General features: G+C 71.1%; 25 protein-coding genes and 1 pseudogene. 15 read left to right on the forward strand and 11 right to left on the reverse strand.

The features are described 5' to 3' along the window. Positions 1-8 precede the first annotated feature (8 nt). Positions 9-2,306 (reverse strand): ATP-dependent helicase, encoded by a 2,298-nt coding sequence (locus tag DDZ18_RS09555; RefSeq protein ID WP_109253170.1) that lies wholly within the window; start codon positions 2,304-2,306, stop codon positions 9-11. Positions 2,307-2,469: 163 nt separating this feature from the next. On the opposite strand from DDZ18_RS09555, the gene DDZ18_RS09560 reads away from it, so the two are divergent. Both DDZ18_RS09560 and DDZ18_RS09565 read left to right on the forward strand, forming a co-directional pair. Continuing rightward, positions 2,470-3,636, forward strand: coding sequence for a hypothetical protein (locus DDZ18_RS09560; protein WP_109253171.1), 1,167 nt, complete (start codon positions 2,470-2,472; stop codon positions 3,634-3,636). Between the two features lie 23 nt (positions 3,637-3,659). Then, complete coding sequence (locus DDZ18_RS09565) at positions 3,660-4,322, forward strand: hypothetical protein (protein WP_109253172.1); 663 nt, start codon at positions 3,660-3,662, stop codon at positions 4,320-4,322. Positions 4,323-4,330: 8 nt separating this feature from the next. Here the strand turns inward: DDZ18_RS09565 and DDZ18_RS09570 are convergent, their stop codons facing one another. The 5 genes and pseudogenes from DDZ18_RS09570 to fumC all read right to left on the reverse strand — a co-directional run bounded on the left by DDZ18_RS09570 (position 4,331) and on the right by fumC (position 8,497). Next, positions 4,331-4,648, reverse strand: coding sequence for a HigA family addiction module antitoxin (locus DDZ18_RS09570; RefSeq protein ID WP_158272123.1), 318 nt, complete (start codon positions 4,646-4,648; stop codon positions 4,331-4,333). An 11-nt stretch (positions 4,649-4,659) separates the two neighbouring features. Beyond that, positions 4,660-4,951, reverse strand: a pseudogene (locus DDZ18_RS14300) (type II toxin-antitoxin system RelE/ParE family toxin). 36 nt (positions 4,952-4,987) lie between these two features. Then, positions 4,988-6,661, reverse strand: a complete 1,674-nt coding sequence (locus DDZ18_RS09580) for a chloride channel protein (RefSeq protein ID WP_109253174.1) — start codon at positions 6,659-6,661, stop codon at positions 4,988-4,990. Between the two features lie 31 nt (positions 6,662-6,692). Continuing rightward, positions 6,693-6,917, reverse strand: coding sequence for a ribbon-helix-helix domain-containing protein (locus DDZ18_RS09585; RefSeq protein WP_109253175.1), 225 nt, complete (start codon positions 6,915-6,917; stop codon positions 6,693-6,695). 185 nt (positions 6,918-7,102) lie between these two features. After that, complete coding sequence (gene fumC, locus DDZ18_RS09590) at positions 7,103-8,497, reverse strand: class II fumarate hydratase (RefSeq protein WP_109253176.1); 1,395 nt, start codon at positions 8,495-8,497, stop codon at positions 7,103-7,105. A 153-nt stretch (positions 8,498-8,650) separates the two neighbouring features. On the opposite strand from fumC, the gene DDZ18_RS09595 reads away from it, so the two are divergent. From DDZ18_RS09595 to DDZ18_RS09635, 9 genes are all read left to right on the forward strand, one after another. Beyond that, complete coding sequence (locus DDZ18_RS09595; protein WP_109253377.1) at positions 8,651-8,989, forward strand: RusA family crossover junction endodeoxyribonuclease; 339 nt, start codon at positions 8,651-8,653, stop codon at positions 8,987-8,989. A gap of 26 nt (positions 8,990-9,015) precedes the next feature. Further along, complete coding sequence (locus tag DDZ18_RS09600) at positions 9,016-10,026, forward strand: zinc transporter ZntB (protein WP_109253177.1); 1,011 nt, start codon at positions 9,016-9,018, stop codon at positions 10,024-10,026. Between the two features lie 42 nt (positions 10,027-10,068). Next, the gene (locus tag DDZ18_RS09605) at positions 10,069-10,992 is read left to right on the forward strand and encodes a histone deacetylase family protein (RefSeq protein ID WP_109253178.1); all 924 of its coding nucleotides are present in this window, start codon (positions 10,069-10,071) and stop codon (positions 10,990-10,992) included. A gap of 49 nt (positions 10,993-11,041) precedes the next feature. Continuing rightward, a complete protein-coding gene (locus DDZ18_RS09610) occupies positions 11,042-11,644 on the forward strand; it encodes a histidine phosphatase family protein (protein ID WP_109253179.1) in 603 nt (200 codons plus the stop codon). A 57-nt stretch (positions 11,645-11,701) separates the two neighbouring features. Then, complete coding sequence (locus DDZ18_RS09615) at positions 11,702-11,953, forward strand: exodeoxyribonuclease VII small subunit (RefSeq protein ID WP_109253180.1); 252 nt, start codon at positions 11,702-11,704, stop codon at positions 11,951-11,953. 4 nt (positions 11,954-11,957) lie between these two features. Next, positions 11,958-12,317, forward strand: a complete 360-nt coding sequence (locus DDZ18_RS09620) for a tRNA-binding protein (protein WP_109253181.1) — start codon at positions 11,958-11,960, stop codon at positions 12,315-12,317. 27 nt (positions 12,318-12,344) lie between these two features. After that, positions 12,345-13,232: a polyprenyl synthetase family protein gene (locus DDZ18_RS09625; protein WP_109253182.1), complete on the forward strand. Its 888-nt coding sequence runs from the start codon at positions 12,345-12,347 to the stop codon at positions 13,230-13,232. Positions 13,233-13,272: 40 nt separating this feature from the next. Then, positions 13,273-15,180 carry a 1-deoxy-D-xylulose-5-phosphate synthase gene (dxs, locus tag DDZ18_RS09630; protein WP_109253183.1) on the forward strand — a complete coding sequence of 636 codons (1,908 nt, stop codon included), beginning with the start codon at positions 13,273-13,275 and terminating at the stop codon, positions 15,178-15,180. Positions 15,181-15,294: 114 nt separating this feature from the next. Continuing rightward, positions 15,295-16,992 (forward strand): SulP family inorganic anion transporter, encoded by a 1,698-nt coding sequence (locus DDZ18_RS09635; protein ID WP_109253184.1) that lies wholly within the window; start codon positions 15,295-15,297, stop codon positions 16,990-16,992. Between the two features lie 13 nt (positions 16,993-17,005). On the opposite strand, the gene DDZ18_RS09640 is transcribed toward DDZ18_RS09635, so the two are convergent. Then, entirely contained in the window at positions 17,006-17,245 is a 240-nt protein-coding gene (locus DDZ18_RS09640; RefSeq protein WP_109253185.1) for a hypothetical protein, read from the reverse strand. 151 nt (positions 17,246-17,396) lie between these two features. Further along, complete coding sequence (locus tag DDZ18_RS09645) at positions 17,397-17,606, reverse strand: cold-shock protein (protein ID WP_109253186.1); 210 nt, start codon at positions 17,604-17,606, stop codon at positions 17,397-17,399. 206 nt (positions 17,607-17,812) lie between these two features. Between DDZ18_RS09645 and DDZ18_RS09650 the strand changes: the two genes are divergently transcribed. Continuing rightward, positions 17,813-18,541 carry a TlyA family RNA methyltransferase gene (locus DDZ18_RS09650; protein WP_109253378.1) on the forward strand — a complete coding sequence of 243 codons (729 nt, stop codon included), beginning with the start codon at positions 17,813-17,815 and terminating at the stop codon, positions 18,539-18,541. Between the two features lie 31 nt (positions 18,542-18,572). Continuing rightward, on the forward strand, positions 18,573-19,529 hold the full coding sequence (locus DDZ18_RS09655) for an MBL fold metallo-hydrolase (protein WP_109253187.1): 957 nt from the start codon (positions 18,573-18,575) through the stop codon (positions 19,527-19,529). A gap of 108 nt (positions 19,530-19,637) precedes the next feature. On the opposite strand, the gene DDZ18_RS09660 is transcribed toward DDZ18_RS09655, so the two are convergent. Together DDZ18_RS09660 and DDZ18_RS13765 are read right to left on the reverse strand one after the other, a co-directional pair. Next, complete coding sequence (locus DDZ18_RS09660) at positions 19,638-20,432, reverse strand: hypothetical protein (protein ID WP_109253188.1); 795 nt, start codon at positions 20,430-20,432, stop codon at positions 19,638-19,640. A gap of 179 nt (positions 20,433-20,611) precedes the next feature. After that, complete coding sequence (locus DDZ18_RS13765; protein ID WP_146190653.1) at positions 20,612-21,322, reverse strand: hypothetical protein; 711 nt, start codon at positions 21,320-21,322, stop codon at positions 20,612-20,614. On the opposite strand from DDZ18_RS13765, the gene DDZ18_RS09670 reads away from it, so the two are divergent. Together DDZ18_RS09670 and DDZ18_RS09675 are read left to right on the forward strand one after the other, a co-directional pair. After that, entirely contained in the window at positions 21,314-21,760 is a 447-nt protein-coding gene (locus DDZ18_RS09670; RefSeq protein ID WP_146190654.1) for a hypothetical protein, read from the forward strand. The two genes, DDZ18_RS13765 and DDZ18_RS09670, sit on opposite strands and share 9 nt — an antisense overlap. A gap of 168 nt (positions 21,761-21,928) precedes the next feature. Continuing rightward, positions 21,929-23,191 carry a class I SAM-dependent RNA methyltransferase gene (locus DDZ18_RS09675; RefSeq protein ID WP_109253191.1) on the forward strand — a complete coding sequence of 421 codons (1,263 nt, stop codon included), beginning with the start codon at positions 21,929-21,931 and terminating at the stop codon, positions 23,189-23,191. Between the two features lie 242 nt (positions 23,192-23,433). Here the strand turns inward: DDZ18_RS09675 and aroC are convergent, their stop codons facing one another. After that, positions 23,434-24,525: a chorismate synthase gene (gene aroC, locus DDZ18_RS09680; protein ID WP_109253192.1), complete on the reverse strand. Its 1,092-nt coding sequence runs from the start codon at positions 24,523-24,525 to the stop codon at positions 23,434-23,436. Positions 24,526-24,589: the final 64 nt, after the last annotated feature.

Genomic DNA, 24,589 nt, shown 5'->3' on the forward strand with positions numbered 1-24,589 from the left:
GGGGCTCCCTACGGACATTCCCCCACGAAACTCTCGACCACCTTCTTGGTCCCGGCCTTGTCGAAGGCGACGGTGAGCTTGGCGCCGTCGGCGGCCCTGACCGTGCCGTAGCCGAATTTCTGGTGGAAGACGCGGTCGCCGGGCTTCCATTTGCCGGTCTCGGACTCGGCGGCGACGATGGTGGCCTGGCCCTCGATGACGCCGGGATCGCGCCGGCGCCCGGCGGCCTTCGACGCCTGGAAGCGCTTCCAGCCCGGGCTGTCATATGTCGAGCGGAAGGGGTCGGCGGCTTCGCTCACGCCCTCGAAGCCCGGCCCGGCGTCGTAATAGCCGGTCTCGGACTGCGCCTCGACATGTTCCGCGGGCAGCTCGTCGATGAAGCGCGAGGGGATGACCGACTGCCAGCGCCCGAAGATCATGCGGTTGGCGGTGAAGGAGATCACCGCGCGCTCGCGCGCCCGGGTGATGCCGACATAGGCCAGCCGGCGCTCCTCCTCGAGGCTCGCCGTCCCGCCCTCGTCGAGCGAACGCTGCGAGGGAAACACCGTCTCCTCCCAGCCGGGCAGGAAGACGAGGGGGAACTCCAGCCCCTTGGCGGCGTGGAGCGTCATCAGCGAGACCTCGTCGCCGTCGCCGGCGCGGTCGAGATCGGTGACCAGCGCGACATGCTCGAGATAGCTCTCCAGCGTGTCGAACTCGCCCATCGAGCGGACGAGCTCCTTCAGGTTGTCGAGCTTGCCGGCGGCCTGCGGGCTCTTGTCCTCGCGCCACATCGCGGTGTAGCCGCTCTCGTCGAGGATGATCTCGGCGAGCTCGTCATGGCGCATGGTCGCGGCCTGCTCGCGCCAGCGGTCGAGATCGCGCAGGAAGGCCTGGAGCCCGGTGCGCGCCTTGCCGCGGATCTCGTCGGTCTGAACCATCAGCTGCGCGGCTTCGCTCATGGTGACGCCCGCAGCGCGCGCCGCCGCGGCGATTTTCTGCACGCTCGTATCCCCGATCCCGCGCTTGGGCGTGTTGACGATGCGCTCGAAGGCGAGGTCGTCGTCGGGGCTGCGCACGAGTCTGAGATAGGCGTGGGCGTCGCGGATCTCGGCGCGCTCGAAGAAGCGCGGGCCCCCGATCACCTTGTAGGGCAGGCCCAGCATGATGAAGCGGTCCTCGAAGGCGCGCATCTGCCAGGAGGCGCGCACCAGCACCGCGATGTCGGAATGCGCGCCGCCCTTGCGGACATGGGCCTCGATCTCGTCGGCGACGAAGCGGGCCTCGGCCTCGCCGTCCCACAGCCCGGAGACGCGGACCTTGTCGCCGCCGTCCTCGTCCTCGGTCCACAGCGTCTTGCCGAGCCGGGCGCGATTGGCCGCGATCAGCCCCGAGGCCGCGCCGAGAATGTTGCTCGTCGAGCGGTAATTGCGCTCGAGCCGGATCACCGTCGCGCCGGGAAAATCGGTCTCGAAGCGCAGGATGTTGTCGACTTCCGCGCCGCGCCAGCCATAGATCGACTGGTCGTCGTCGCCCACGCAGCACAGATTGCCCGAGCCCTGGGCCAGGAGCCGCAGCCAGAGATACTGGGCGACATTGGTGTCCTGGTACTCGTCGACGAGGAGATAGCGGAACTTGCGGTGATACTCCGCGAGGATGTCCGGGTTGTTCTGGAAGATCGTCAGGTTGTGCAGCAGCAGGTCGCCGAAATCGCAGGCGTTCAGCACCTGCAGGCGCTGCTGGTAGAGCTTGTAGAGATCGCCGGCCTTGCCGTCGGCGAACTTCCACTTGTCCTCCTCGGGAATGCGGTCGGGCGTCAGCCCCCGGTTCTTCCAGCCGTCGAGCAGGGAGGCGAAATAGCGCGGCGTCCAGCGCTTGTCGTCGATGTTTTCCGCCTGGAGGATCTGCTTGATCAGGCGCTGCTGGTCGTCGGTGTCGAGGATGGTGAAGCTCGACTTGAGATCCGCGAGTTCGGCGTGGCGGCGCAGGATCTGGGCGGCGATCGAGTGGAAGGTGCCCAGCCAGGGCAGGCCCTCGACGGCCTCGCCGATGATCGAGCCCACGCGTTCCTTCATCTCGCGGGCGGCCTTGTTGGTGAAGGTGACCGCCAGGATCTCCCACGGCCGCGCCTTGCCGGTCGCCAGGATGTGGGCCAGCCGCGTCGTCAGCACGCGCGTCTTGCCCGTGCCCGCCCCGGCGAGCACCAGCACCGGGCCCTCCGTGGCCTCGACGGCCTTGCGCTGCTCGGGATTGAGGCCGTCGAGATAGGACGGCGCCGCCTGCGGCGGCCGCGCGCGCGCCTGTTCAGAGATGGAAGGCGTGGTCATGGGTCGAGGGGGCTCGCGGCGGCTCGATTCGAAGAGGAACGAAACTAGCACGCGCTCCCGCGAAGGGCAGGGGCGAAGGGCGCCTCGGCGCCATGTGACCCGCGCCGCCCCCGGTGCTAGGTCTGCGTGATCGCCAGACCGAGCGAGGGGACGCCAGCCCGACGTGAGTTCAGCAGGACCCGAACAGCCGGAGACGGCCCGGCGCGCGGTCGCGCGCGGCGGGCTGATCCTGATCGCCAGCGCGATCGTGATCGGCGTGCTCGGCCGCTCGGTCGAGCTGCTGCTGCCGGTCATTCTCGACTCGGCGGGCCGCGCGCTCGACCTCTCCAACGCCGCGCTCGGCGGCTTCGCCGCCGCCGAGCTGGCCGGCATCACGCTGGCGTCAGTCGCCGGATACCGCCTGGCGCCGCGGCTGGCCCCGGCGCCGACGGCGATCGCCGGCGCGCTTCTCCTCGCGCTCGCCAACGCGCTGACGCCGTTCGTCGCCACGACCGGCCAGCTCATCGCGTTGCGCTTCGCCGCCGGCGCGCTGGGGGAGGGGCCGCTGCTGATCGCGGCGATCTCGGTGCTCGGCGCGACGGCGCGGGCGAGCCGGGTCTATGCGATCTTCATGGCCGCCCAGATGGCGTTCGGCGCCGCGGCGCTCGCCGGGTTCGGCTTCGTCGAGGCGCGCGCGGGCTTCGTCGGCGTGATGGGCGGGCTGGCGGCCCTGAGCGCGTTCGGCGTGCTGGCCGCATTCGGCCAGCCCTTCAGGGGCCCGCTCGCCGCACCGCCCGCCGCGCCGCGAAACGGCGGGGCGGGGCTGCGCGGCTGGGCCGCGCTCACGGGCATGGGGCTTTTCCATATCGGCGTGTCGGCGCTGTGGGCCTTTCTCCAGCAAAAGGCCGGCGCGCTCGGCTTGTCGCCGGCGACGGGCGGGCTCTTGCTGTCGATCATGATGGGAAGCGGGCTCGCCGGCACGGCCTGGGTGATGGGGCCCGGCGCGGCGCGGCGCTCGCTCGGCCTGACCTGCCTGGCGCTGGGGCTGGCCGGACCGGCGGCCGTGCTGGCGGGGGGACCGGCGCTCTATCTCGCCGCGGGCGTCGTGCTGATGATCGCTTGGAACATCTCCGTGCCCCACCAGATCGCCCAGCTCGGCCAGGATCTCGACGCGCGCGGCCTGCTCCCGCTCGTGCCGGGCTTCCAGGGCGTGGGGCTGGCGGCGGGTCCCGCGATCGCCGGGCTCGTGAGCGCGCCGGGCGAGTATCGCGCGGTCGCCGGCATCGTGGCGCTGGCCGCCGCGGCGAGCGCGGCGTGTTTCCTGTACGCCGGGGGGCGGCTAAGGTCCTGATCGCGCCGAGGGGAGGGCGGGCGATGTTCTACCAGAAATACTGCGCGAAGATCATTTCCGACATGACCCAGGTCGTGGTCGCGATCGGGCTGATCACGGTGCTGTCGAACTATGTCCGCAGCGGGCTGATGGACGCCGGGCTGTGGGCGGAGCCGGACTTTTGGCAGCGCTGGGCGCTGCTGGTCGTGACCATCCTGTTCGCGTCCTATCACCTGATCGCCTACACCGCCGATCTCGCCTGCGAGCCCGCCGACACGGCCTGGGCGGCCGGCGATCGCAGCCCGAGCAAGATCATCGTCCTGTTTCTCGTCGATCTCGCCGGCCTCGGCGCGCTGGGTGCGATGTTCGCCGTGCTCGCCGTCGGCGGGGCGGCGGGAATCGAACGCTTCGCGGTGGAGTGGCCGGCGCTGTCATGGCTGGCCGGCTTCGCCGCGACCTGGCACGGGCTCAACGTCGTCTGGCACGTGCTGGCGGGATCGCGCTGGAGCGCCTGGGGATCGCATTTCGGGTTCGGCGCGCTGTTCGCGGGCCTGGCGGCCTGGGCGCACCTGTCGGCGCATGACCGGCTCGCCCTGCCGGCCGCGCAGGTCGAGGACCTCTGGATCCTCGCCTTCGCCGGCGTCGTGCTCATGCTCTATTTCACGCGCGGGCGACGGCTGATCCGCACCGCGCTGAGCCAGCACTGAGCCAGGCGTCAGGCTGCGACGACCTTCACCTCCGCCTCGATTTCGGCCCAGCGCCCCCGGCGCAGCGCCGCGATGTCATGGGTCTGCTGCAGGTTCAGCCAGAACTGCGCCGAGGTTCCGAACGCCTTGCCGAGCCGGACTGCGAGTTCGGTGGAGACGGACTGCTTGCCCGCGATGAAGCGCGACAGGTTGGACGGGCTGATTCCGAGCGCGTCGGCGACCGCCCGGTTGGACAGGCCGAGCGGTGCGATGAACTCGTCGCGAAGATAGGCGCCGGGATGGACGACGATGCCGACGACGCCGTCCTCGGCGGGGATGCGGGTCATGGCGGGCCTCCCTAGTGATAGTCCGTTATCTCGACGCGCTCCGGGCCGGCGTCCGTCCATTCGAAGCAGACCCGCCACTGCGCGTTGATCCGGATCGCGTGCTGGCCCGCGCGATCGCCCTTCAGCGCCTCGAGCCGGTTTCCCGGCGGCGAGCGAAGATCGTCGAGCCGGGTCGCTGAAGGCGCGCGACGAGGCCGGCTTGCGCGCCGCGACGTCTTGCGTCCCGGCCCATCCGCATCCCTTGGGCGTCCGGCCGGTCTCGTAGAACGCCTTCGTGAGCTTGCACGCCCAGCTCCGGATCATGCACCAAGATTATTGCGCGTTGCGCAACGCGTCAAGTCATCGATGCTCCTCGGCGTGGGCGCGCGCCAGCGCGTCGGCGTAGGCCGCATGCGCGTCGGCCTTGGAGATATAGCCCGTGATCGGCTGGTCGCCGGAGCGCGCGCGGACCGGCGCGCCGTCGAGCTTCTCCGCGGAGAGGAAGCCCATCACCCGGCCGAGATAGTCGTCCTCGTAGAGCGCGGGCTCGTCCATCTCGCCGGTGATGTCGGAGGCGTCGAGCGGGCTCATGATGTCGCGGGCGCGGATCGTCTGCAGGATGACGCGCGCATTGCCTTCGGTGAGATCGTAGCCGTGGCGCTCGACCTGCTTGTGGAAGAAGGAGCCCTTGGTGACGCTGGTGGTGATGACCGTCGCGAGCGAGACGGCGACCAGCAGCGCGATCGAGGCCTCGTAGCTCGCCGTCAGCTCGAACACGATCAGCGTCGTCGACAGCGGCGCGCCGAGCACCGCGCCGGAGACCGCGCCCATGCCGACGACGGCGAAGAAGGCGCTCGAGGAGGCCTGCTCGCCTAGCGTCTGGGCGACGATCGCGCCGAACAGCCCGCCGACCATGGCGCCGAGATAGAGCGAGGGCGAGAACACCCCGCCGCCGAAGCGGAAGCCGAGCGTGATCACCGTGGCGACCAGCTTCACCGCGATCAGCGCGACCAGCAGGCCGATCCCGTAGGCGCCGGCGAGCGCATTGGCGGTGGCCTCGTAGCCGACGCCGAGGACCTCCGGCACGAAGGCGCCGATCAGCCCGACGATGACCCCGCCCACCGGGGGCAGCGCCCAGAGAGGCCAGTGGATCTTCTTCGCCTGCTCGGCGACCAGGCGCGGCGCGGCGTTGGCCGCCAGGATGAAGGGAATGGCCACGCCGGCCGCGGCCAGGCCCAGCGGCACCACGGCGAGGAAGTCGGCGATCGAGGCCGGCTCGATCGTCGGCACGGGGAAGGCGGGCGTGGCGCCGAAATGGATGCGCGCAAGCACTGCGCCGGTGACGCTCGCCGCGGCGACCGGGGCGATGGACCTGAGCGCGTAATGGCCCAGTATGACCTCGAAGGCGAACAGGGCGCCGGCGACGGGGGCGTTGAAGCTCGCCGAGACCGCCGCCGCCGCGCCGCAGGCGAGCATGATGCGCGCCGCCCGCGCCGGCAGGCCCAGCAGCTTCGTGAACACCGCCGCCAGGGTCGCGCCCAGATGCACCGCCGGACCCTCGCGTCCCGCCGACAGCCCGCCGCCGAGCGAGACCGCTGCGATCGCAGCCGAGAGCAGGCCGGGGGCGGTGTTCATCTTGCCGGCCCGGACCGCCCGGGCCTCGATGACGTCGGCGACGACGAGGGGGTGGGTCTCGGGCAGCCATTTCATCCGCTCGCCGAGAAAGAGCAGGGCCGACACGGCGACTCCGGCCAGAAAGGTCGCCGCGATGATGTGAAGCGCGTCCAGCTCGGCGGCGCGGCTGGCGAGGTTCTCCGAGAACGCGCCGAAGGCGCCGAGCTGGACGGTCTGGATGGCGAGCCTCAGTCCGAGCGCGCCGTAGCCGGCGATCACGCCGACGACCAGCGCCATCAGCCACAGCGCCGGCGAGCGGCCTTCGCTGAAGCCGCGGCGAACCCACGCCTGCAGACGGATCAATTGCGCGCCGAGGCCCTTCGGCGCCTGCTCCCCCGACTCGCCCGTCGTTTCGCTCATGGACCCGTTCAACGGCCTCCGCCGCCGAGGGTCAAGGCCGCGCGGCCTGAACGCGCCTCAGCGCCCAGACCCGCGCCGCGCTCGACAGCGGCTGATCGGGGTCGGTCTCGACGCGCGCCTCGTCGATCATGCGCACGAGGCTCGCCAGCGACCGGCCGTCCTCGCGGGCGGCCGCGTCGAGCACCGCCCAGAACTCCGGCTCCAGCGCCAGCGAGGTGGCGTGGCCGGAGATCGTCAGCGAGCGCTTTTCGAGCATGGGCGGGTCCGAATCTGCATCGGCGGCGGCTGGCTCCCCTCCCTCCCCTTGATGGGGAGGGACGACCGCGAAGCGGTCGGGGTGGGGTGAGAGTCGAGAGACGCCTTACGTTCGCCCCCCACCCGGCCCGGCCTGACGGCCGGTCCACCCTCGCCACGAGGGGGAGGGAGGAAGCGCGGCGGGCGTCACGCCGACGGCCCGATCATCTTCTCCGGACGCACCACCTCGTCGAACTCGGCCTCGGTGACGAAGCCGAGCTTCACCGCCTCCTCGCGCAGCGTCGTGCCGTTGGCGTGGGCGGTCTTGGCCACGGTGGTGGCGTTGTCGTAGCCGATCTTCGGCGCCAGCGCGGTCACCAGCATGAGCGAGCGCTCGAGGAGCTCCGAGATCCGGGCCTCGTCGGCCTCGATCCCCTCGACGCAGTTCTGCGCGAAGCTCACCGAGGCGTCGGCGATCAGCCTGATCGACATCAGCACGTTGTGGATGATCACCGGCTTGAAGACGTTGAGCTCGAACTGGCCCTGGGACCCGGCGAAGCTCACCGCCGTGTTGTTGCCCATCACCTGCGTGCAGGCCATCGTCAGCGCCTCGTTCTGGGTCGGATTGACCTTGCCCGGCATGATCGAGCTGCCGGGCTCGTTGGCGGGCAGGGCAAGTTCGCCGATGCCGCAGCGCGGGCCCGAACCCATCAGCCGGATGTCGTTGGCGATCTTGTACAGCGACACCGCCGCCGAATTGAGCGCGGCGTGGGCCTCCACGAGGGCGTCCTTGGTCGCCAGCGCCTCGAACTTGTTGTGCGCGGTCTCGAAAGGCAGGTGCGTGAACTCGGCGACCTCCTCGGCGAAACGCTTGTCGAAGCCGACCTTCGTGTTGAGCCCGGTGCCCACCGCCGTGCCGCCCTGGGCGAGCTGATGCAGCGCGGGCCGGCTCGCCTCGACGCGCCGGATGGCGTTGTCGAGCATCGCCACATAGCCGGAGAACTCCTGGCCCAGCGTGAGCGGCGTGGCATCCATGAGATGGGTGCGGCCGATCTTGATGATGTCGCGGAACGCCCTGGCCTTCTCGTCGAGGGCGTGGCGCAGCGTCTGCAGGCCGGGGATCAGCCGGTTGGCGATCTCCTCGGCCGCGGCGATGTGCATCGCGGTCGGGAAGGTGTCGTTCGACGACTGCGCGCGATTGACGTGGTCGTTCGGGTGGACGGGGTCCTTCGAACCGACCTCGCCGCCGAGCGTCTGGATGGCCCGGTTCGCGATCACCTCGTTGGCGTTCATGTTCGACTGCGTGCCCGAGCCGGTCTGCCAGACCACCAGCGGGAAGTGATCGTCGAGCTTGTTCTCGGCGACCTCGAGGGCGGCCGCGGCGATCGCCTCGCCCAGCCTCGGCTCGATATTGTCCAGCGCCATGTTCGCCTTGGCCGCGCAGTGCTTGACGATCCCGAGCGCGCGGATCATCGGCGGGGGCATGCTCTCGCCGCTGATCCGGAAATTCTTGAGCGAACGCGCGGTCTGCGCGCCCCAGAGCTTGTCCATCGGGACCTCCAGCGGGCCGAAGGAATCGGTCTCGGTGCGCATCTCGGTCATCGCGAGTTCTCCACGGCCGTTTGGGCCCGCGCGCTTGCCGGAACGGGGACGCGGGCGGAGAATGAATGGATCGAATCGGCTGTGTAGCACCGGGCCGCGATGGATCAAGCCGATGATCGCAACGAGGGCCTGGACTGGGTCGGGAGAGGGCGCGTGCAGGCAGCCAACGTCAATGGATCGCTCCATCTGCGCGTCGATGCGCTGACCTCGCAGACGCGCCGCTTCAAGGTGCTCATCGGCGAGTTCTTCCGCACCGAGTTCAAGCGCGTCCGGCCGAAATGGGGCCCCTACGAGGTGACGATCCACATCGAGCGGACCGAGCACTCGCCCGTCCACGATGTCGACAATGTCGCCAAGGCCGTGCTCGACGCGCTCACCGGCGTCGTCTTCCACGACGACAGCCAGGTCGAACGGCTTCATGTCGAGAAGATCCGCGGCGAACGCCCCCGCGTGCGCGTGCGCGCCCGGCCGCTGGTGGATGAGGAGGCGTAGGCTTCCGCTCAAAAGAGAAGGACGCCATGGCCGCACCGCTCCTCGATCCCGTCTCGGTCTTCCGGCTCGACGGGCGCGGCGCGGCCGAGACGCTCGAGGCCGACCATCTCTTCCTGCCCGAGCACCGCGAGCCCAAGCCGGCCGCCGAGGGGCCGGGCGATGCCTTCATGTGGGCGCATCTGAACCGCGACGAACGCACGGCGCTGAACTGGCTCAAGGAGCACAGCGGGCTCGACGGCTATGTCCAGCAGGCGTTGCTCGCTGATGACACGCGGCCGCGCTGCACCGTGCACGGCGACGGGGCCGTGGTGATCCTGCGCGGCGTCAATCTCCACGAGGGCGCCGAGCCCGAGGACATGATCTCGGTGCGCTTCTGGATCGAGGCCGACCGGGTGATCGGCGTCTGGCTGCGGCCGCTTTACGCGATCGCGGACATCATCGACGCCATCGAGCGCGGCGTCGCGCCCGTCACCCCCGGCGACCTCATCGCCAAGCTGGCCCTGCGCCTCATCGACAGGATGGAGCCCACCGTCGCCGAACTCCACGAGGAGATCGATCACCTCGAGGAGCAATTGCTCGACGAACGCGACGGGGCGGCCTTTCACGGCGAACTCGCCGACATCCGGCGACGCGCGATCCTGCTCCGCCGCTTCATCGGCCCGCAGCGCGACGCGCTCACCACGCTGGCCATCGAGGACCTGTCCTGGCTGTCGGAGCGCGATCGCAGCCGCCTCCGCGAGGCGGGCGACCGGACGACGCGCCTGCTCGAGGAGCTGGAGGCCGCCCGCGAGCGCGCCGCCGTCGTCCATGACCAGCTTCTGGAGAAGCGCGCCGAGCAGATGAACCGCTACACGCTGGTGCTGTCGGTCGTCGCGGCGATCTTCCTGCCGCTCAGCCTTCTCACCGGGCTGCTCGGCATCAATGTCGCGGGCATTCCCGGCGCGGAGACGCCCTGGGCGTTCGCCGCGGTGACCGCGCTGATCGTGTTCCTCGGCGCGGTGGAGGTCTGGCTGTTCCGGCGTCTGAAGCTGATCTGACGGGGCTGTCCCGACCGCGCCTTGAGCGCTATGAGACGTCTCATGAAGACGCTCGTGCTTACCTCCGAAACCGGGTTCGCCCACGATCCGCCGCCCGACAATCCCGAACGGGTCGACCGGCTGCGCGCGGTGATGGCGGCGATCGAGCCGATCGATGGAATCGACCGCGCCGAGGCGCGCCCGGTCGAGCGCGAGGCGCTGCTGCGCGTCCACACCCCCGCCCACATCGAGCACATGGAGCGCTCAAGTCCCGCCGCGGGCCATGCGCAGCTCGCCTGGGACACGCATATGAGTCCGGGCTCGCTGGAGGCCGCGCGGGCGGCCGCCGGCGCGGCGGTCCAGGCCGTGGACGCCGTGATCGACGGGACCGCCGAGGCCGCGTTCTGCGCCTGCCGTCCGCCCGGCCACCACGCCGAGCCGGACCAGGCGATGGGCTTCTGCCTGTTCAACAGCGTCGCCGTGGCGGCCAAGCACGCCGTCGACGCGCGCGGGCTGAAGCGCGTCGCGATCGTCGATTTCGACGTCCATCACGGCAACGGCACGCAGACCGTCGCCGCGTCCGATCCGCGCCTCTTCTTCGCCTCGATCCACCAGGGCTGGATCTATCCCGGCACCGGCGCGGCGCACGAGACCGGCGCGCACGACAATATCGTCAACGTCCCCGTGCCCGGCGGGACGGCGGGGCCGGCCTGGCGCGAAGCGATCGAGACGGCGATCCTGCCGCGGGTCGCCGCCTTCGCGCCGGACATCCTGCTTGTCTCGGCGGGCTTCGACGCCCACGCCGCCGATCCGCTCGCCGGGCTCGCGCTGACCGAGGAAGACTTCGCGTGGGTCGGCCGGCGCCTGGCCGAAACCGCGCGCGCGCGCGCCGGCTCGCGCCTTGTCTGCGTGCTTGAGGGCGGATACGACTGCCCGGCGCTGGAAGCCTCGGTCCGGGGATTCGTGCGCGCGCTGCAGGCGGCCTGACCGGGCCGGCCGCCGACGGCGCTCCCCTCATCTCCGCCCGCGAGCCGCCATGACGGATATGCGCCGCCAAGACACGCCGGGCTTCATCACCATCGTCCGCCATGGCGAGCCCGATGCCGACCGGCGCCAGCGCGTCGACTGGCGCGGCTACGAGCGCTGGTGGGCCGATTACGAGGAGCGCGGCCTGCGCGACGGCCAGGCGCCGCCGCCCGCGCTACTGGCCCAGGCCGAGCAGGCGGTCCATCTCTTCTCCTCGCCCGCGCCGCGCGCGCTCGAGACCGCCCAGGCCTGCGCCGGCGGCAAGCCGATCGAGGTCGATTCCGTCTTCGTCGAGGCCGCGCTGCCCCCGCCGCCCTTCCCCGGCAGGATGTCGGCGCGCACCTGGGGCGTGCCGGCGCGCTGCGCCTGGTGGCTCGGCTTCGCCCGCGGCAAGGAGAGTCGCGGCCAGGCCGAGCGCCGCGCCGCGCAGGCCGCCGACCGGCTCGTCGAGGCCGCCCGCACCGGCCCGGTCATGCTGTTCGCCCACGGCTGGTTCAACCGGATGCTGCGCCCCGCGTTGAAGCGCCGCGGCTACGCCTGCGTGCGCGACGGCGGCGACGTCTACTGGTCGTGGCGGCGCTACGAGCCGAAGGCCGCCGCGCGCGGCGGTTGATCGCGCCGGGTTTCGGCGCTTGTCTGTTCGCCCTGCAACCACCGACCGGAGCGCCCCATGGCCGAGGACGCCAACGCCGATATCGCCAAGATGAGCTTCGAGGCCGCGCTCGAGGAGCTCGAGCGCATCGTCGAGCAGCTGGAGCGCGGCGAGGTCGAGCTCGAGAAGTCGATCGCCATCTACGAGCGCGGCGCGGCGCTGAAGGCCCATTGCGAGAAGCGGCTCAAGGACGCCCAGCTCAAGGTCGACAAGATCGTGCTCGGTCCCGACGGCGAGGCGAAGACCGAGCCCGCCGACCTGGAGCGGTGAGGCGATGACGCCGGACGACCCGCCCGCCGAGGAGATCGATCCAGAGATCTTCTTTCGCGCTGATATCCGTTTGGGAACCATTATCGACGCGCAGCCCTTCCCGGAGGCGCGCAAGCCGGCCTACAAGCTCCAGGTGGATTTCGGGCCCGGCGTCGGCGTGAAGAAGAGCTCCGCGCAGATCACCGACCGCTACGGCCTCGAGGACCTGCCGGGCCGGCGCGTGCTCGCAGTGGTCAATTTCCCGCCGCGCCAGATCGGGCCGGCCCGTTCCGAGGTGCTGGTGCTCGGCGTCCACGACGCCGACGGCGCGGTCCTGCTGCTGGGCGCGGACGGCGATGCGCCCGACGGCGCGCGCGTGTCCTGAACCGCGGAAGGAGCCGGAAACCGGCCGATGCCCGACCTGATGACCACGATCGAGGAGACCGCCGACCGCGTGACGGTCGCGCTGGACGCGCTGCTGCCGTCGCGCGAGGGGCCGGAAGAGCGGCTGATCTCGGCGATGCGCTACGCCGCGCTCGGTCCGGGCAAGCGCATCCGGCCGTTTCTCGTCACCCAGTGCGGCTCGCTGCTCGGCGCGTCCCAGCGCGGACTGTTGCGGACCGCCTGCGCGGTCGAGTGCATCCACGCCTACTCGCTCATCCACGACGACCTGCCGTGCATGGACGACGACAACATGCGCCGCGGCCGACCCACCGTGCACCGGGCCTATGACGAGGCCACCGCCGTGCTCGCCGGCGACGCGCTGCAGGCGAGCGCCTACGAGATCCTGGCCGGCGTGGACACGCACCCCTCCGGCGTGGTGCGGTCGCTGCTCATCCAGCGGCTGGCCGAGGCCGCCGGCGCGCGCGGCATGGTCGGCGGGCAGATGATCGACATGGCCGCGGCGGGTCACGACGAGGACATCGGGCTGATCACCCGGCTGCAGCGCATGAAGACCGGCGCGCTGATCTCGTTCTCCGCCGAGGCGCCGGTCATTCTCGCCGAGGCCGGCGAGGAGGCGCGGATCGCGCTGGACGGCTACGCCCACGATCTCGGCCTGATCTACCAGATCGTCGACGATCTGCTGGACGCCGAGGGCGCCGAGGACGAGACCGGCAAGGCCGTCGGCAAGGACGCCGGTCAAGGAAAGGCCACCTTCGTGTCCATTCTCGGCGCGGACGGCGCGCGGGATCGCGCGCAGCGCCTGGCCGAACAGGCCAAGGCGCACCTCGCCGGGTTCGGCGAGGAGGCCGATCTGCTGCGCGGCGTCGTCGACTATGTATTGGATCGCCGGTCGTGATGGCTAAATTCAGTTAGGACGACCCATTTCCGGAGCCCGAATGCCCGAGACGCCCCACCTCGACCAGATCCACATCCCCGCGGATCTGAAGAATCGCGATCTCGACTTCCTCAAGTCGGTCGCCGACGAGCTGCGCGCCGAGACGATCGACGCCGTCTCGGTCACCGGCGGCCATCTCGGCGCCGGGCTCGGCGTCGTCGAGCTCACCGTGGCGCTGCACCACGTCTTCGACACGCCCGACGACGTGCTGGTCTGGGATGTCGGCCACCAGTGCTATCCCCACAAGATCCTCACCGGCCGGCGCGACCGCATCCGCACGCTGCGCCAGGGCGGCGGGCTGTCGGGCTTCACCAAGCGCTCGGAAAGCGAATACGACCCGTTCGGCGCGGCCCACGCCTCGACCTCGATCTCGGCTGCGCTCGGCTTCGCCGTGGCGCGCGACCTCAAGGGCGAGGACGAGCGCAAGGTCATCGCCGTCATCGGCGACGGCGCGATGAGCGCTGGCATGGCCTACGAGGCGATGAACAACGCCGGGGCGATGAAGAAGAATCTCATCGTCATCCTCAACGACAACGACATGTCGATCGCCCCGCCGGTCGGCGCGATGAGCCACTATTTCGCCCGCCAGGTCTCGTCGAAGAGCTACCAGGACATCCGCAAGCTGGGCAAAGGCGTCGCCCGCGCGCTGGGCGTCGAGGACGCCGCGCGCAAGGCCGAGGAGTATCTGCGCGGCATGGCGATGGGCGGCACGCTCTTCGAGGAGATGGGCTTCCGCTATATCGGCCCGATCGACGGCCACAAGCTCGACCAGCTGGTGCCGGTTCTCAGGAATGTGCGCGATTACGACGAGGGCCCGGTCCTCATCCATTGCGTCACGCAGAAGGGCAAGGGCTACGAGCCCGCCGAGGCCGCCGCCGACAAGTATCACGGCGTCGCCAAGTTCGACGTCGTCACCGGCGAGCAGCAGAAGAAGAAGCCCGGCGCGCCGAGCTACACGTCGGTCTTCGCCAAATCGCTCATCGCCGAGGCGGAGACCGACGAGTCCATCGTCGCCATCACCGCGGCGATGCCCGGCGGCACCGGCGTCGACAAGTTCGCCGAGCGCTTTCCCGACCGCGCCTTCGACGTCGGCATCGCCGAGCAGCACGCGGTGACCTTCGCCGCCGGGCTGGCCGCCGAGGGCATGAAGCCGTACGCGGCGATCTACTCGACCTTCCTGCAGCGCGGCTATGACCAGGTCGTCCACGACGTGGCGATCCAGAAGCTGCCCGTGCGCTTCGCCATCGACCGCGCCGGGCTGGTCGGCGCCGACGGCCAGACCCACGCCGGCAGTTTCGACGTCGGCTATCTCGGCATGCTGCCGGGCATGGTGGTGATGGCGGCGTCCGACGAGGCCGAGCTCGCCCGCATGGTGAAGACCTTGACGCTGATCGACGACGGTCCCTCGGCCTTCCGCTATCCGCGCGGCGAGGGGACGGGCGTGGAGATCCCCGACAACCCCGAACCGCTCGAGATCGGCAAGGGCCGCATCGTGCGCGAGGGAACCGCCGTGGCGATCCTGTCGCTGGGCGGACGGCTGCAGGAGAGCCTCAAGGCCGCTGACGATCTCGGCGCGCGGGGGCTGTCGACGACGGTCGCCGACGCCCGCTTCGCCAAGCCGCTCGACGAGGACATGATCCTGCGTCTGGCCCGCGAGCACGAGGTGCTGATCACGATCGAGGAGGGCGCGCGCGGCGGCTTCGGCGCCTTCGTCCTGCACATGCTCGCCGAGAAGGGCGCGCTCGATGCGGGGCTGAAGATCCGCACCATGACGCTGCCCGACGTCTTCCAGGACCAGGACAGCCCCTACGCCATGTACGAGGCCGCCGGCCTCAACGCCAAGCATGTCGTCGCCACGGCGCTCGAGGCGCTCGGCCGCGACGCGGAGGCGGCCAAGGCGCTGGCGTGAGCGGCGTTCCGGGGCGGGTCCGCCGCCCGAATCCGCCGGCGCGCTGAATCAACAGGCGCGCGCCGGGCGACAGGGTGCTAGTAAAGCCCCCTCGCCAGTTGTGACCTTTCCGCCGTGACCCAACCGACCCGATCCGCGGACGGCGCCCGGGGCGATTCCGGGCGCACCCCACGCTTTACGCCGAAGCTCTTCACCGTTCTGGGGGAGGGCTACGGTCTCGATGCGTTGCGCGCCGACGCCTTCGCCGGGCTGACCGTCGCCATCGTCGCCCTGCCGCTGTCCATGGCGATCGCCGTGGCCTCCGGGGCGACGCCCGCCCAGGGGCTGTGGACGGCGATCGTCGGCGGTCTGGTCGTCTCCGCGCTCGGCGGCAGCCGGTTTCAGATCGGCGGGCCGGCGGGCGCCTTCATCGTGCTGGTCGCCGCCTCGATGCTCGAGCACGGCCCGGCCGGCACGGCCCTGGCAGTGGGCCTGTCGGGCGTCATCCTCGCCGCGGCCGGGCTGCTGAGGCTGGGCGACTACGTCAAATACATCCCGTACCCGGTGACGGTGGGCTTCACCACCGGCATCGCGCTCATCATCGCGGCGAGCCAGGCGAGCGCCTTTCTCGGCCTGCAGCTCGAGTCCGAACCCGCGGCGCTGCCGCAGAAGCTGGCCGCGCTCGCCGGCGCGCTGGACGGCGTGTCGCCGGCCGCGGCGGCGTTGGGCCTTGCGACCGCGGCGACCATCCTCGCCTTCAAGCGCTGGCGGCCGCTCTGGCCGGGCATGCTGATCGGCGTCGCCGGGGCCTCGCTCGCCGCGGCGCTGGCGGGCCTGCCGGTCGAGACTCTCGGCACGCGCTTCGGCGGCGTGCCCGCCGGCCTGCCCCACCCGCCGCGCCTGGACCTCTCGCCGCAGGCGGTCCTCGCCGTCCTGCCGACGGCCGCCGCCTTCGCCATGCTCGGCGCGATCGAGTCGCTGCTCTCGGCCGTCGTCGCCGACGGCATGACCGGGCGGCGCCATCGCTCGAACGCAGAGCTGACCGCGCAGGGCGCGGCCAACATCGCCTCCGGCCTGATCGGCGGGATTCCGGTGACGGGCACGATCGCGCGCACCGCGACGAATGTCCGCGCCGGCGCGCATGGTCCCGTCGCCGGAATGTTGCACGCTGTCTTTCTCCTGGCCTTCGTGCTGCTGGCCGCGCCGCTGGCGGCCTATATCCCGCTCGCCGCGCTCGCCGGCGTGCTGCTCGTCGTGGCCTGGAACATGATCGAGCGTCACGCCATCGCCGCGATCGCGCAGGGCTCCGCCGAGGACACCGCCGTCTTCCTGACGACGCTGCTGCTGACGCTGTTCCGGGATCTCGGCGAGGCGATCGTCGTCGGCACGGCGCTCGGCGCGGTGCTGTTCGTCCGCCGCATGTCGCGGGCGTCGGGCGTGCGCGCGGTGACGCCGGGCGGCCGCGGCGAAGACGCGTCTCATCCGGAGATGGACGCGTCATCCGACATCGCGGTGTTCCGGCTGAGCGGGGCCTTCTTCTTCGGCTCTGCGGCCACCATCGCCTCGATCCTCGAACGCGTCGGGGCGGACCGGACCCACCTCGTGCTGGACCTTTCCGGGGCGATGTTCGTCGACGCGACGGGCGCGCGCGCCGTGCTGGCGCTGGTCGAGAAGGCGCGGCGGCGCGGCGCGGCGGTCACGATCGCGGGCGCCGGGCCCGAGGCTCGCCGGGTGCTGCGCGCTCACGGCGTCGCCGAGGCCTGCGTCGCCTACGCCGACGACGTCGACGCCGCGCTGGACGCGCTTCGAACGTCGGAACCGCCCGCCGCGTGAGGGCGGCGGGCGCCTAGTACGGCGGCAGGCCGGCGATGGCGAGGAAGGCGAGGCCGCGTACCACGACGGTCACGCCGATCGTCACGGCGATCCCCTTCTCGGGGACCCAGCCGGCCAGCGACCCCACGAGCGCGCACGCCGTCGAGATGACGAAAAAGCCGGTCAGGTCGAAAACGCCGAAGAGATACCAGAACGAGGCCGACATCCCGAACGAGACCAGGGCGGCGATGACGAAGTGCTGATAGAAGTTCATCGGCGTCCCCCGGACGGTTGGTCCGCTCTGATCGCCCCGCATAAACCCATCGAACAGTTGACGCCGAGTCTGGTTAACAACAAGAAAAACCCCCGGACCGTGAGGTCCGGGGGCTTCCGCGCCGCTTGGAGCGGCGGCGAACTCAGAACGCTTACGCGGACTGGAGGTTCGAGGCGGCGAACTTGCCGCTCTTGGAGTCGCGCTCTTCTTCGAACGAGATGCGCTGACCCTCGGTCAGAGGCGGCATGCCGGCGGCCTCGACGGCGGTCGCGTGGACGAACACGTCCTTCGAGCCGTCGTCAGGCTGGATGAAGCCGTAGCCTTTGGTGGCGTTGAACCACTTAACAGTTCCCGTAGCCATGGGAGATAGTCCTTGTAGACAGAGTGATGTACGCCCCCGACGGGGGCGGATGAACATCGAAATGAGGGGATCGTTTCGGCGGTGCGCGTTGCGCGCAAGACGAGCAAATCGTCCAAAATTCGACAAACGGTAGATAGGGGGTTCTGGGTGAAAGCGCAAGGAGAATGCGCACGCGGCCGGTTCGGCGGGCCGGAGCCGACGTTCTGATGCGCGCCGACCGCTATCTCGTCGCCCACGGCTTCTTCGACACGCGCGCCCGCGCCCAGGCCGCGATCAAGGCGGGCCGGGTGACGGCGAACGGCGCGCCGGTGACCAAGCCTTCGCAGACGATTCCCGACGGTGCGGCGATCGACGCCGCGCCCGCGCACCCTTGGGTCTCCCGCGCCGCGCTCAAGCTCGTCGCCGCGCTCGACGCGTTCGGCGTCGATCCCGCCGGCCGGACCTGTCTGGACATCGGCGCGAGCACGGGCGGCTTCGTCGAGGTCCTGCTCGAACGCGGCGCGGCGCGCGTCGTCGCCGTCGATGTCGGGCGCGATCAGCTCCACGCCTCGCTGCGCGGCGATCCGCGCGTGGTGTCGCTCGAGCAGACCGACGCGCGGGAGCTCACTGCGGACATGATCGGCGAGCCGCCGTCGCTGGTCACCTGCGACGCGAGCTTCATCGCGCTGGAGAAGGTGCTCGCGCGCCCGCTCTCGCTTGCCGCGCCGGGGGCCGAGCTCGTCGCGCTGTTCAAGCCGCAATTCCAGGTCGGCCGGGCCCATGTCGGCAAGGGCGGGATCGTGTCCGATCCGGCCGCGGTGGAAGCCGCGAAGGCGGGGCTGCGCGACTGGCTCGCTGCCGAGGGGTGGACGATCGAAGGCTGGACGGAGAGCCCGATCCGCGGCGGTGACGGCAATCTCGAGCACCTGGTGCTGGCGCGCCGGGTGGAACCGTGATCGCATCGGCCGCGGAATTCAGGAGACGACCATGAAACAGCTCATCGCCGGCCTGACCGCCGTCGCCGCGCTCGCCGCCCCCGCCGCGTCGCAAGAGTCTGCATGCGAGGTGGAGGTCCATGTCCTCGGGATCGGCCAGGACGGCGGCGCGCCGCAGCTGGGCGCCTTCGACGATCCCGCCTGGGACGATCCCGAGGCGCGGCTCTACGCGACCTCGCTCGGCCTGGTCGACCATCGCACGGGCGAGCGCTGGCTGTTCGAGGCGACCCCGGACATGCGTCCGCAGGTCCATGCGCTCACCGTGGCGGCCGGAGCGCGGGACGACGCGCCGCTCCTCGACGGGATCTTCCTCACCCACGCCCATATCGGCCATTACGCCGGGCTGGTCTTCCTCGGCCACGAGTCGCTCGGCGCATCCGGGATCGTCGTCCACGCCATGCCGCGCATGGCCGGATTTCTCCGGGACAACGGGCCGTGGAGCCAGCTCGTCGCCTACGGCAATATCGCGCTGTCGGAGCTCGCCCCGGGGGCGGCGGTCGATCTCGGCGATGAGGTATCGGTCACGCCCTTCCTCGTTCCCCACCGCCAGGAATTCTCCGAAGTGGTCGGCTATCGCATCGAGGGTCCGGAGGCCTCGGCGCTCTTCCTGCCCGATATCGACAGCTGGGAGGACTGGGACGCCATGGGCGTGCGCATCGAGGACGCGATCGCCGAGGTCGACATCGCCTTCCTCGACGCGACCTTCTTCGCCGACGGCGAGATCCCGGGCCGCGACATGAGCGGGTTTCCCCATCCCTTCATCCGCCATTCGATGGACCGCTTCGCCGACCTGGCCGCGGCCGAGCGCGCGAAGGTGCGCTTCATCCATCTCAACCACACCAATCCCGCGCGCGATCCCGACGGCGACGCGGCGCAGGAGATTCGCGCGCGCGGCTTCGGCCTGGCCCGCCGCGGCGAAACGATCTGCCTTTTGGAAGCAGTCGACTGACGCGAAACGGCCCGCGCCGGGAAGCGCGGGCCGTTCGGGGGAGGCGACGCCGGGCCGGATCGCGTCCGGCGGGGAGGGCGGAAACAGGCTCCGGCCCGGCGTCGGTCGTCAGCGGTAGGTGTCGGCGGGGCGCCAGACGCCGTCCGCGCCCTCGCACATATAGGTCTGGCGTCCGGCGCCGGCGCTCATGTAGCGGCAATAGCCCGAGGTCGAGACCTGGGCCGATCCGGACGAGGAGGCGCGATAGGCGCGGCCGTCGTCATAGGCCCGGCCGGCCCGGTTGCGGTCGTCGTAGCCCGGCCCGCCGACCAGCTCCTCGCCGCTGGAATAGCGCCGGGAGTCATATCCGTCGTCATAGCCGTAATCATCGTAGCCGCCCCGGGCGTAGCGATCGTCGTAGCGGCCGGATTCGCGATAGTAGGGGTCGGCGTAGGGATCGTTGTAGCCATAGCCGCTGTCGCGATAGCGGTAATCGTCGCGGTAGCGCGATCCGCCGCCGCAGTCGTCGCCTCCGCCGGCGAGAGCCGCCCCGGCGACCGCGCCGAGCCCGGCGCCGGCGACCACCGCGCCCTCGTTTCCGGACTCGCGGCGGCCGCGATGATGATCGCGCCGGCCGCGATAATGGCGGTCGTAGCGATGATGACGGCGCCCGTCGCGATAGCGCCGGTCGCGGCGATCGTCCTGGGCCTCGTCGTGCAGCTCCGCGCCGATGACCGCGCCGAGCACGCCGCCGATCAGCGCGCCGGCGACCTGGCGGCCCTGCCGGTCCTGTCGGCATTCCTCGTAACCCGAACGGCCGTCATAGGAGCGCGCGGCGTAGCCCTGGGCCTCCGCGCCGCTGGTCAGCGCGGGGCTGATGGCGGCGGCGCCGGCGAACAGGGCGGATAGCGCAAGCGTCTTCATGACTCGATCTCCCGTGGCGTCCGCCGGCGCGGGGCCGGCGGTCTTTCCGATTTAAGCAAAGCTTAAGCCGCGCGCGATGAGCGCAGGATGAACGGGCGGCCGCGCCGACGGTCGCGCAAGAAGAAGGGGCCCGCGCCTGTCCCCGTCGCGGACCCCTTCATGCGGCGTCGGGATGAGGGTTATTGACGCCGCGCCACCTCCCAGTAGCCGTAGCGGTTGCGGCACATCCGCACGCGGTCGTAGGTGACCTCGCCATTGGGCAGGAAGATCTCCGCATCGCCCCAGCGGCAGTGGCGGTTGCGCCAGCGATGGAAATCGCGGGCGTAGACCACGCCGCGCACGCCGGAGTGCGGGTTGCGCCAGTAATACGGCCGGCCGTTGCTGATCGAGTAGTGCAGGGCGTAGCGGTACTGGCCGCGGTCGCATTCGTTGAGTGCCGCGCCGATGCCCGCCCCGATCAGGCCGCCGGCGAGCGCCGCGCCGGCGTCTTCGCCGGCCGCGCCGCCGAAGATCGCGCCGATCAGCGCGCCGGCGATCACCGCATCGCCGCTGCTCCGGCAGAAGCGGTCGTTATAGTGGAAGTCGGCCCGCGAATACCGGTCGTAATAACGCCGGTGATAGCGATAGCGCGTGTGATGGCGCGGCCGGTAGGTGCGCGTGGAGTAACGGTTCCGGCGATCATAGTAGCGATGGCGGTCATAGCGGGCGTGACGCGCATAGCGGCGCTGGTCGCGATGGCGGGCGTAGCGCCGGTCGCGGCGATGGTCGCGCGCATCGCGGCGGTCGCGATGCCGGTCGAAACGCTGTCCGCCGCGATGACGGCGATCGGCGTCCCTGTCGCGGCGCGCGTGGCGCGCGCGCTGGTCACGATCCCGGTCGCGATGACGCACGCCGCGCTGGTCCCGGTCGCGATGACGCACGGCGCGCTGATCCCGATCCCGGTTGCGATGGCGCGCGCGCTGGTCGCGGTCGCGGCCGCGATGAACCGCGCGCTGGTCGCGATTGCGGCCGCGGTGGCCGGCGCGCTGACCCCGATTGTGCTGGTTCGTTGCGCGCTGGCGGGTTTGCTGGGCCCGCGCCGCTCGCTGGCGGCGCTGCTGGGCCCGCGCGGCGCGACCGGAATCCTGGTCGGAACGCGCCGAGCGCGCCCGTCGTCCGTCGAGGCGGCCCCCCGTTCCGCGCCGGGTCATGTCGCGGTCCTCGGCCTGGACGCGCGCGCGTGCGCCGCGGCGCCCGTCCCTGTCGCGATCCTGCGCGGCGACGGCGGCCTCGGCGCTCGGCGCAGAGATCATCGTCGGCGCGCCGAGCAGCGCGACGGCGAATGCTAGGAACAGGGTATGCTTCAGGATCATGACGCAATGTCTCCCGGTTCGCGCCGGACAGGCTCCGACGGGTTAACAAAGCCTAACGGGTCCGACCTGAGCCGAAGATGAACAGACCGGTCATGTCCGTTCAGGCGCTTGACTACTCGGTCCTGCGCGCCCCATCAGCGCCGTATGACCCGACGCCGCCGCAAGAAGACGCCGCCCGCCGAGACCCGCGAACTGACCGCCGAGGCGGTCGGCGCGCGCGGCGACGCCATCGCCCCGGGGCCGGTCTATGTCCCCGGCCTGCTGCCCGGCGAGACGGCGCGCGTCGAGGTGCGTGGCGATCGCGGCCGCGTCGTCGAGCGGTTGTCGGACAGCCCCGACCGGGTCGAGCCCTTCTGCCCCATCCACGGCCGGTGCGGCGGCTGCGCGCTGCAATACTGGCGCGCGGAGGTCTATCGCGACTGGAAGCGCGACCGCGTCGTCGCCGCGCTGGCGCGCGCCGGACTCGCCGCCGAGGTCGGTCCGCTGCTCGACGCCCGCGGCGCGGGGCGCCGGCGGCTCACGCTGCACGCCGAGCGCCGCGGCGGGGCGTTCGTCTTCGGCTACGCCGAGCGCGCCTCCGACCGGCTCGTCGACGCCGCCGACTGTCCCGTGGCGGCCGAGCCGATCCGCAATGCGTTCCCCGATCTGCGCCGCCTCGCCGACGCGCTGGCGCCGGCGAAGAAGGGCCGCATCGACATCGCGGTCGCCGCGACCGAGGGCGGGCTCGACGTGGCGGTGAAGGGGGTGCGCGAGATCACGCTAGATCATCGCCTCGTCGCCGCCGAGCTCGCCCAGTCCGGCGGCTGGGCGCGCATCACCATTTCCGGCGAGCCCGTGGCCGAGCGCGCGAAACCCTTCGTGCGATGCGGGCCGGCCGAGATCGTTCCCCCGCCCGGCGGCTTCCTGCAGGCCACGGCGGCGGGCGAGGCGGCGCTGGCCGATGTCGCGCTCGCCGCAGTCGACGGCGCGAAACGCGTGATCGATCTCTATGCGGGCTCCGGCGCGTTCGCGCTCAGGCTCGCCGAACACGCCCCGGTGCTGGCCGTCGAGGGCGACGCCGAAGCGCTCGCCGCGCTGCGCGCCGCCGCCGACCACACCCAGGGCATCAAGCCCGTCGAGACAATGAAGCGCGATCTCGCCCTCGAGCCGCTGGCCTCGACCGAACTCGAGGGCGCCGATCTCGTCGTCCTCGATCCGCCGCGCTCGGGCGCCAGGGAGCAGGCCGAGCGGCTGGCGGATTCGGCGGTTCCGCGGATCGTTTCGGTGTCGTGCAATCCCGCGACCTTCGCCCGCGATGCGGCGATCCTCGTCGAGGGCGGCTATTCCATGGGCGAGGTCACCCCCGTCGACCAGTTCGCCTGGACCGGCCATGTCGAGTGCGCGGCGGTGTTCGAGAGGGCGGGGTAGGCGCGGGCTGCGTAGCCCTCCCTCCCCCTCCGCGGGGAGGGTGGACGGACCGAAGGTCCGGCCGGGTGGGGGGCTTTGCAGCCGTCTCGGCCCTTGGACTTGATCCAAGGGGTCGAGCTTGGCGCGCGCTATCCAGAGGCCCTCATCCTGAGGGCCCCGATCCCCGTCCTTCGAGACGGCCGCTTCGCGGCCTCCTCAGGATGAGGGGATCGGGGCGTCTCGAAGGACGAGGGCCGCCTCCGCTACCCGACCTGCCCCCTGTGCAGAAGCATGTGGTCGGCGAGCACCAGCGCGGCCATGGCCTCGCCGACGGGGACCGCGCGGATGCCCACGCAGGGATCGTGGCGGCCCTGCGTGCTGACCGTCGTCTCCTCGAGATCTCTGGTCAGCGTACGCCGCTCGGTGCGGATCGAGGAGGTCGGCTTGACCGAGAAGCGCGCCACCAGGTCCTGGCCGGTCGAGATCCCGCCGAGCACGCCGCCATTGTTGTTGGACAGGAAGGCCGGCGCGCCGTCCGCGCCCAGCCGCATCTCGTCGGCGGCCTCCTCGCCGGTCATCGCCGCCGCGCCGAGGCCCGCGCCGATCTCGACGCCCTTGGCGGCGTTGATCGACATCATCGCCGCGGCGAGATCGGCGTCGAGCTTGGCGTAGACCGGCGCGCCCCAGCCGGCGGGAACCCCGGAGACGACGACCTCCACGAGCGCGCCGAGCGAGGAGCCGGCCTTGCGGGCCGCATCGATGTCGGCCTCCCAGAGCTTCGCCGTTTCGGGGTCCGGGCAGAAGAAATCGTTGCGGTCGATCTCGGCGTCGTCCCAGCGACCGTAATCGATCGCCCGCGGCCCGACCTGGACGAGCGCGCCGCGGATCGCGACGCCGTCGCCGAGCACCTTCCTCGCGATCGCCCCGGCGGCGACCCGGGCGGCGGTCTCGCGCGCGCTGGAGCGTCCGCCGCCGCGATAGTCGCGCACGCCGTACTTCATGTCGTAGGCGAAGTCGGCGTGGCCCGGCCGCCATGTGTCCCGGATATCCGAATAGTCCTTCGAGCGCGCGTCTTCGTTGTCGATCACCAGGCTGATCGGCGCGCCGGTCGTGACCGGCCCGCCGGTCCGATCGTCCTCGAACACGCCCGACAGGATGCGCACGCGATCGGGCTCGCGGCGCTGGGTGACGTGGCGCGACTGTCCCGGGCGGCGCCGATCGAGCCAGGGCTGGATGTCGGCCTCGCTCAGCGGGATGCGCGGCGGGCAGCCGTCGAGTACGACGCCGATGGCGGGCCCGTGGCTCTCGCCCCAGGTCGTTATGCGGAAGAGATGACCGAAACTGTTATGGGACATGAAAAAAAGACGCCGCCTCCGAGACGACCGCTGATCCTAGGGGGACAGGACGGGGACGTCATCA

This window comes from Marinicauda salina (genome assembly GCF_003122085.1).
Taxonomy (GTDB): domain Bacteria; phylum Pseudomonadota; class Alphaproteobacteria; order Caulobacterales; family Maricaulaceae; genus Maricicauda_A; species Maricicauda_A salina.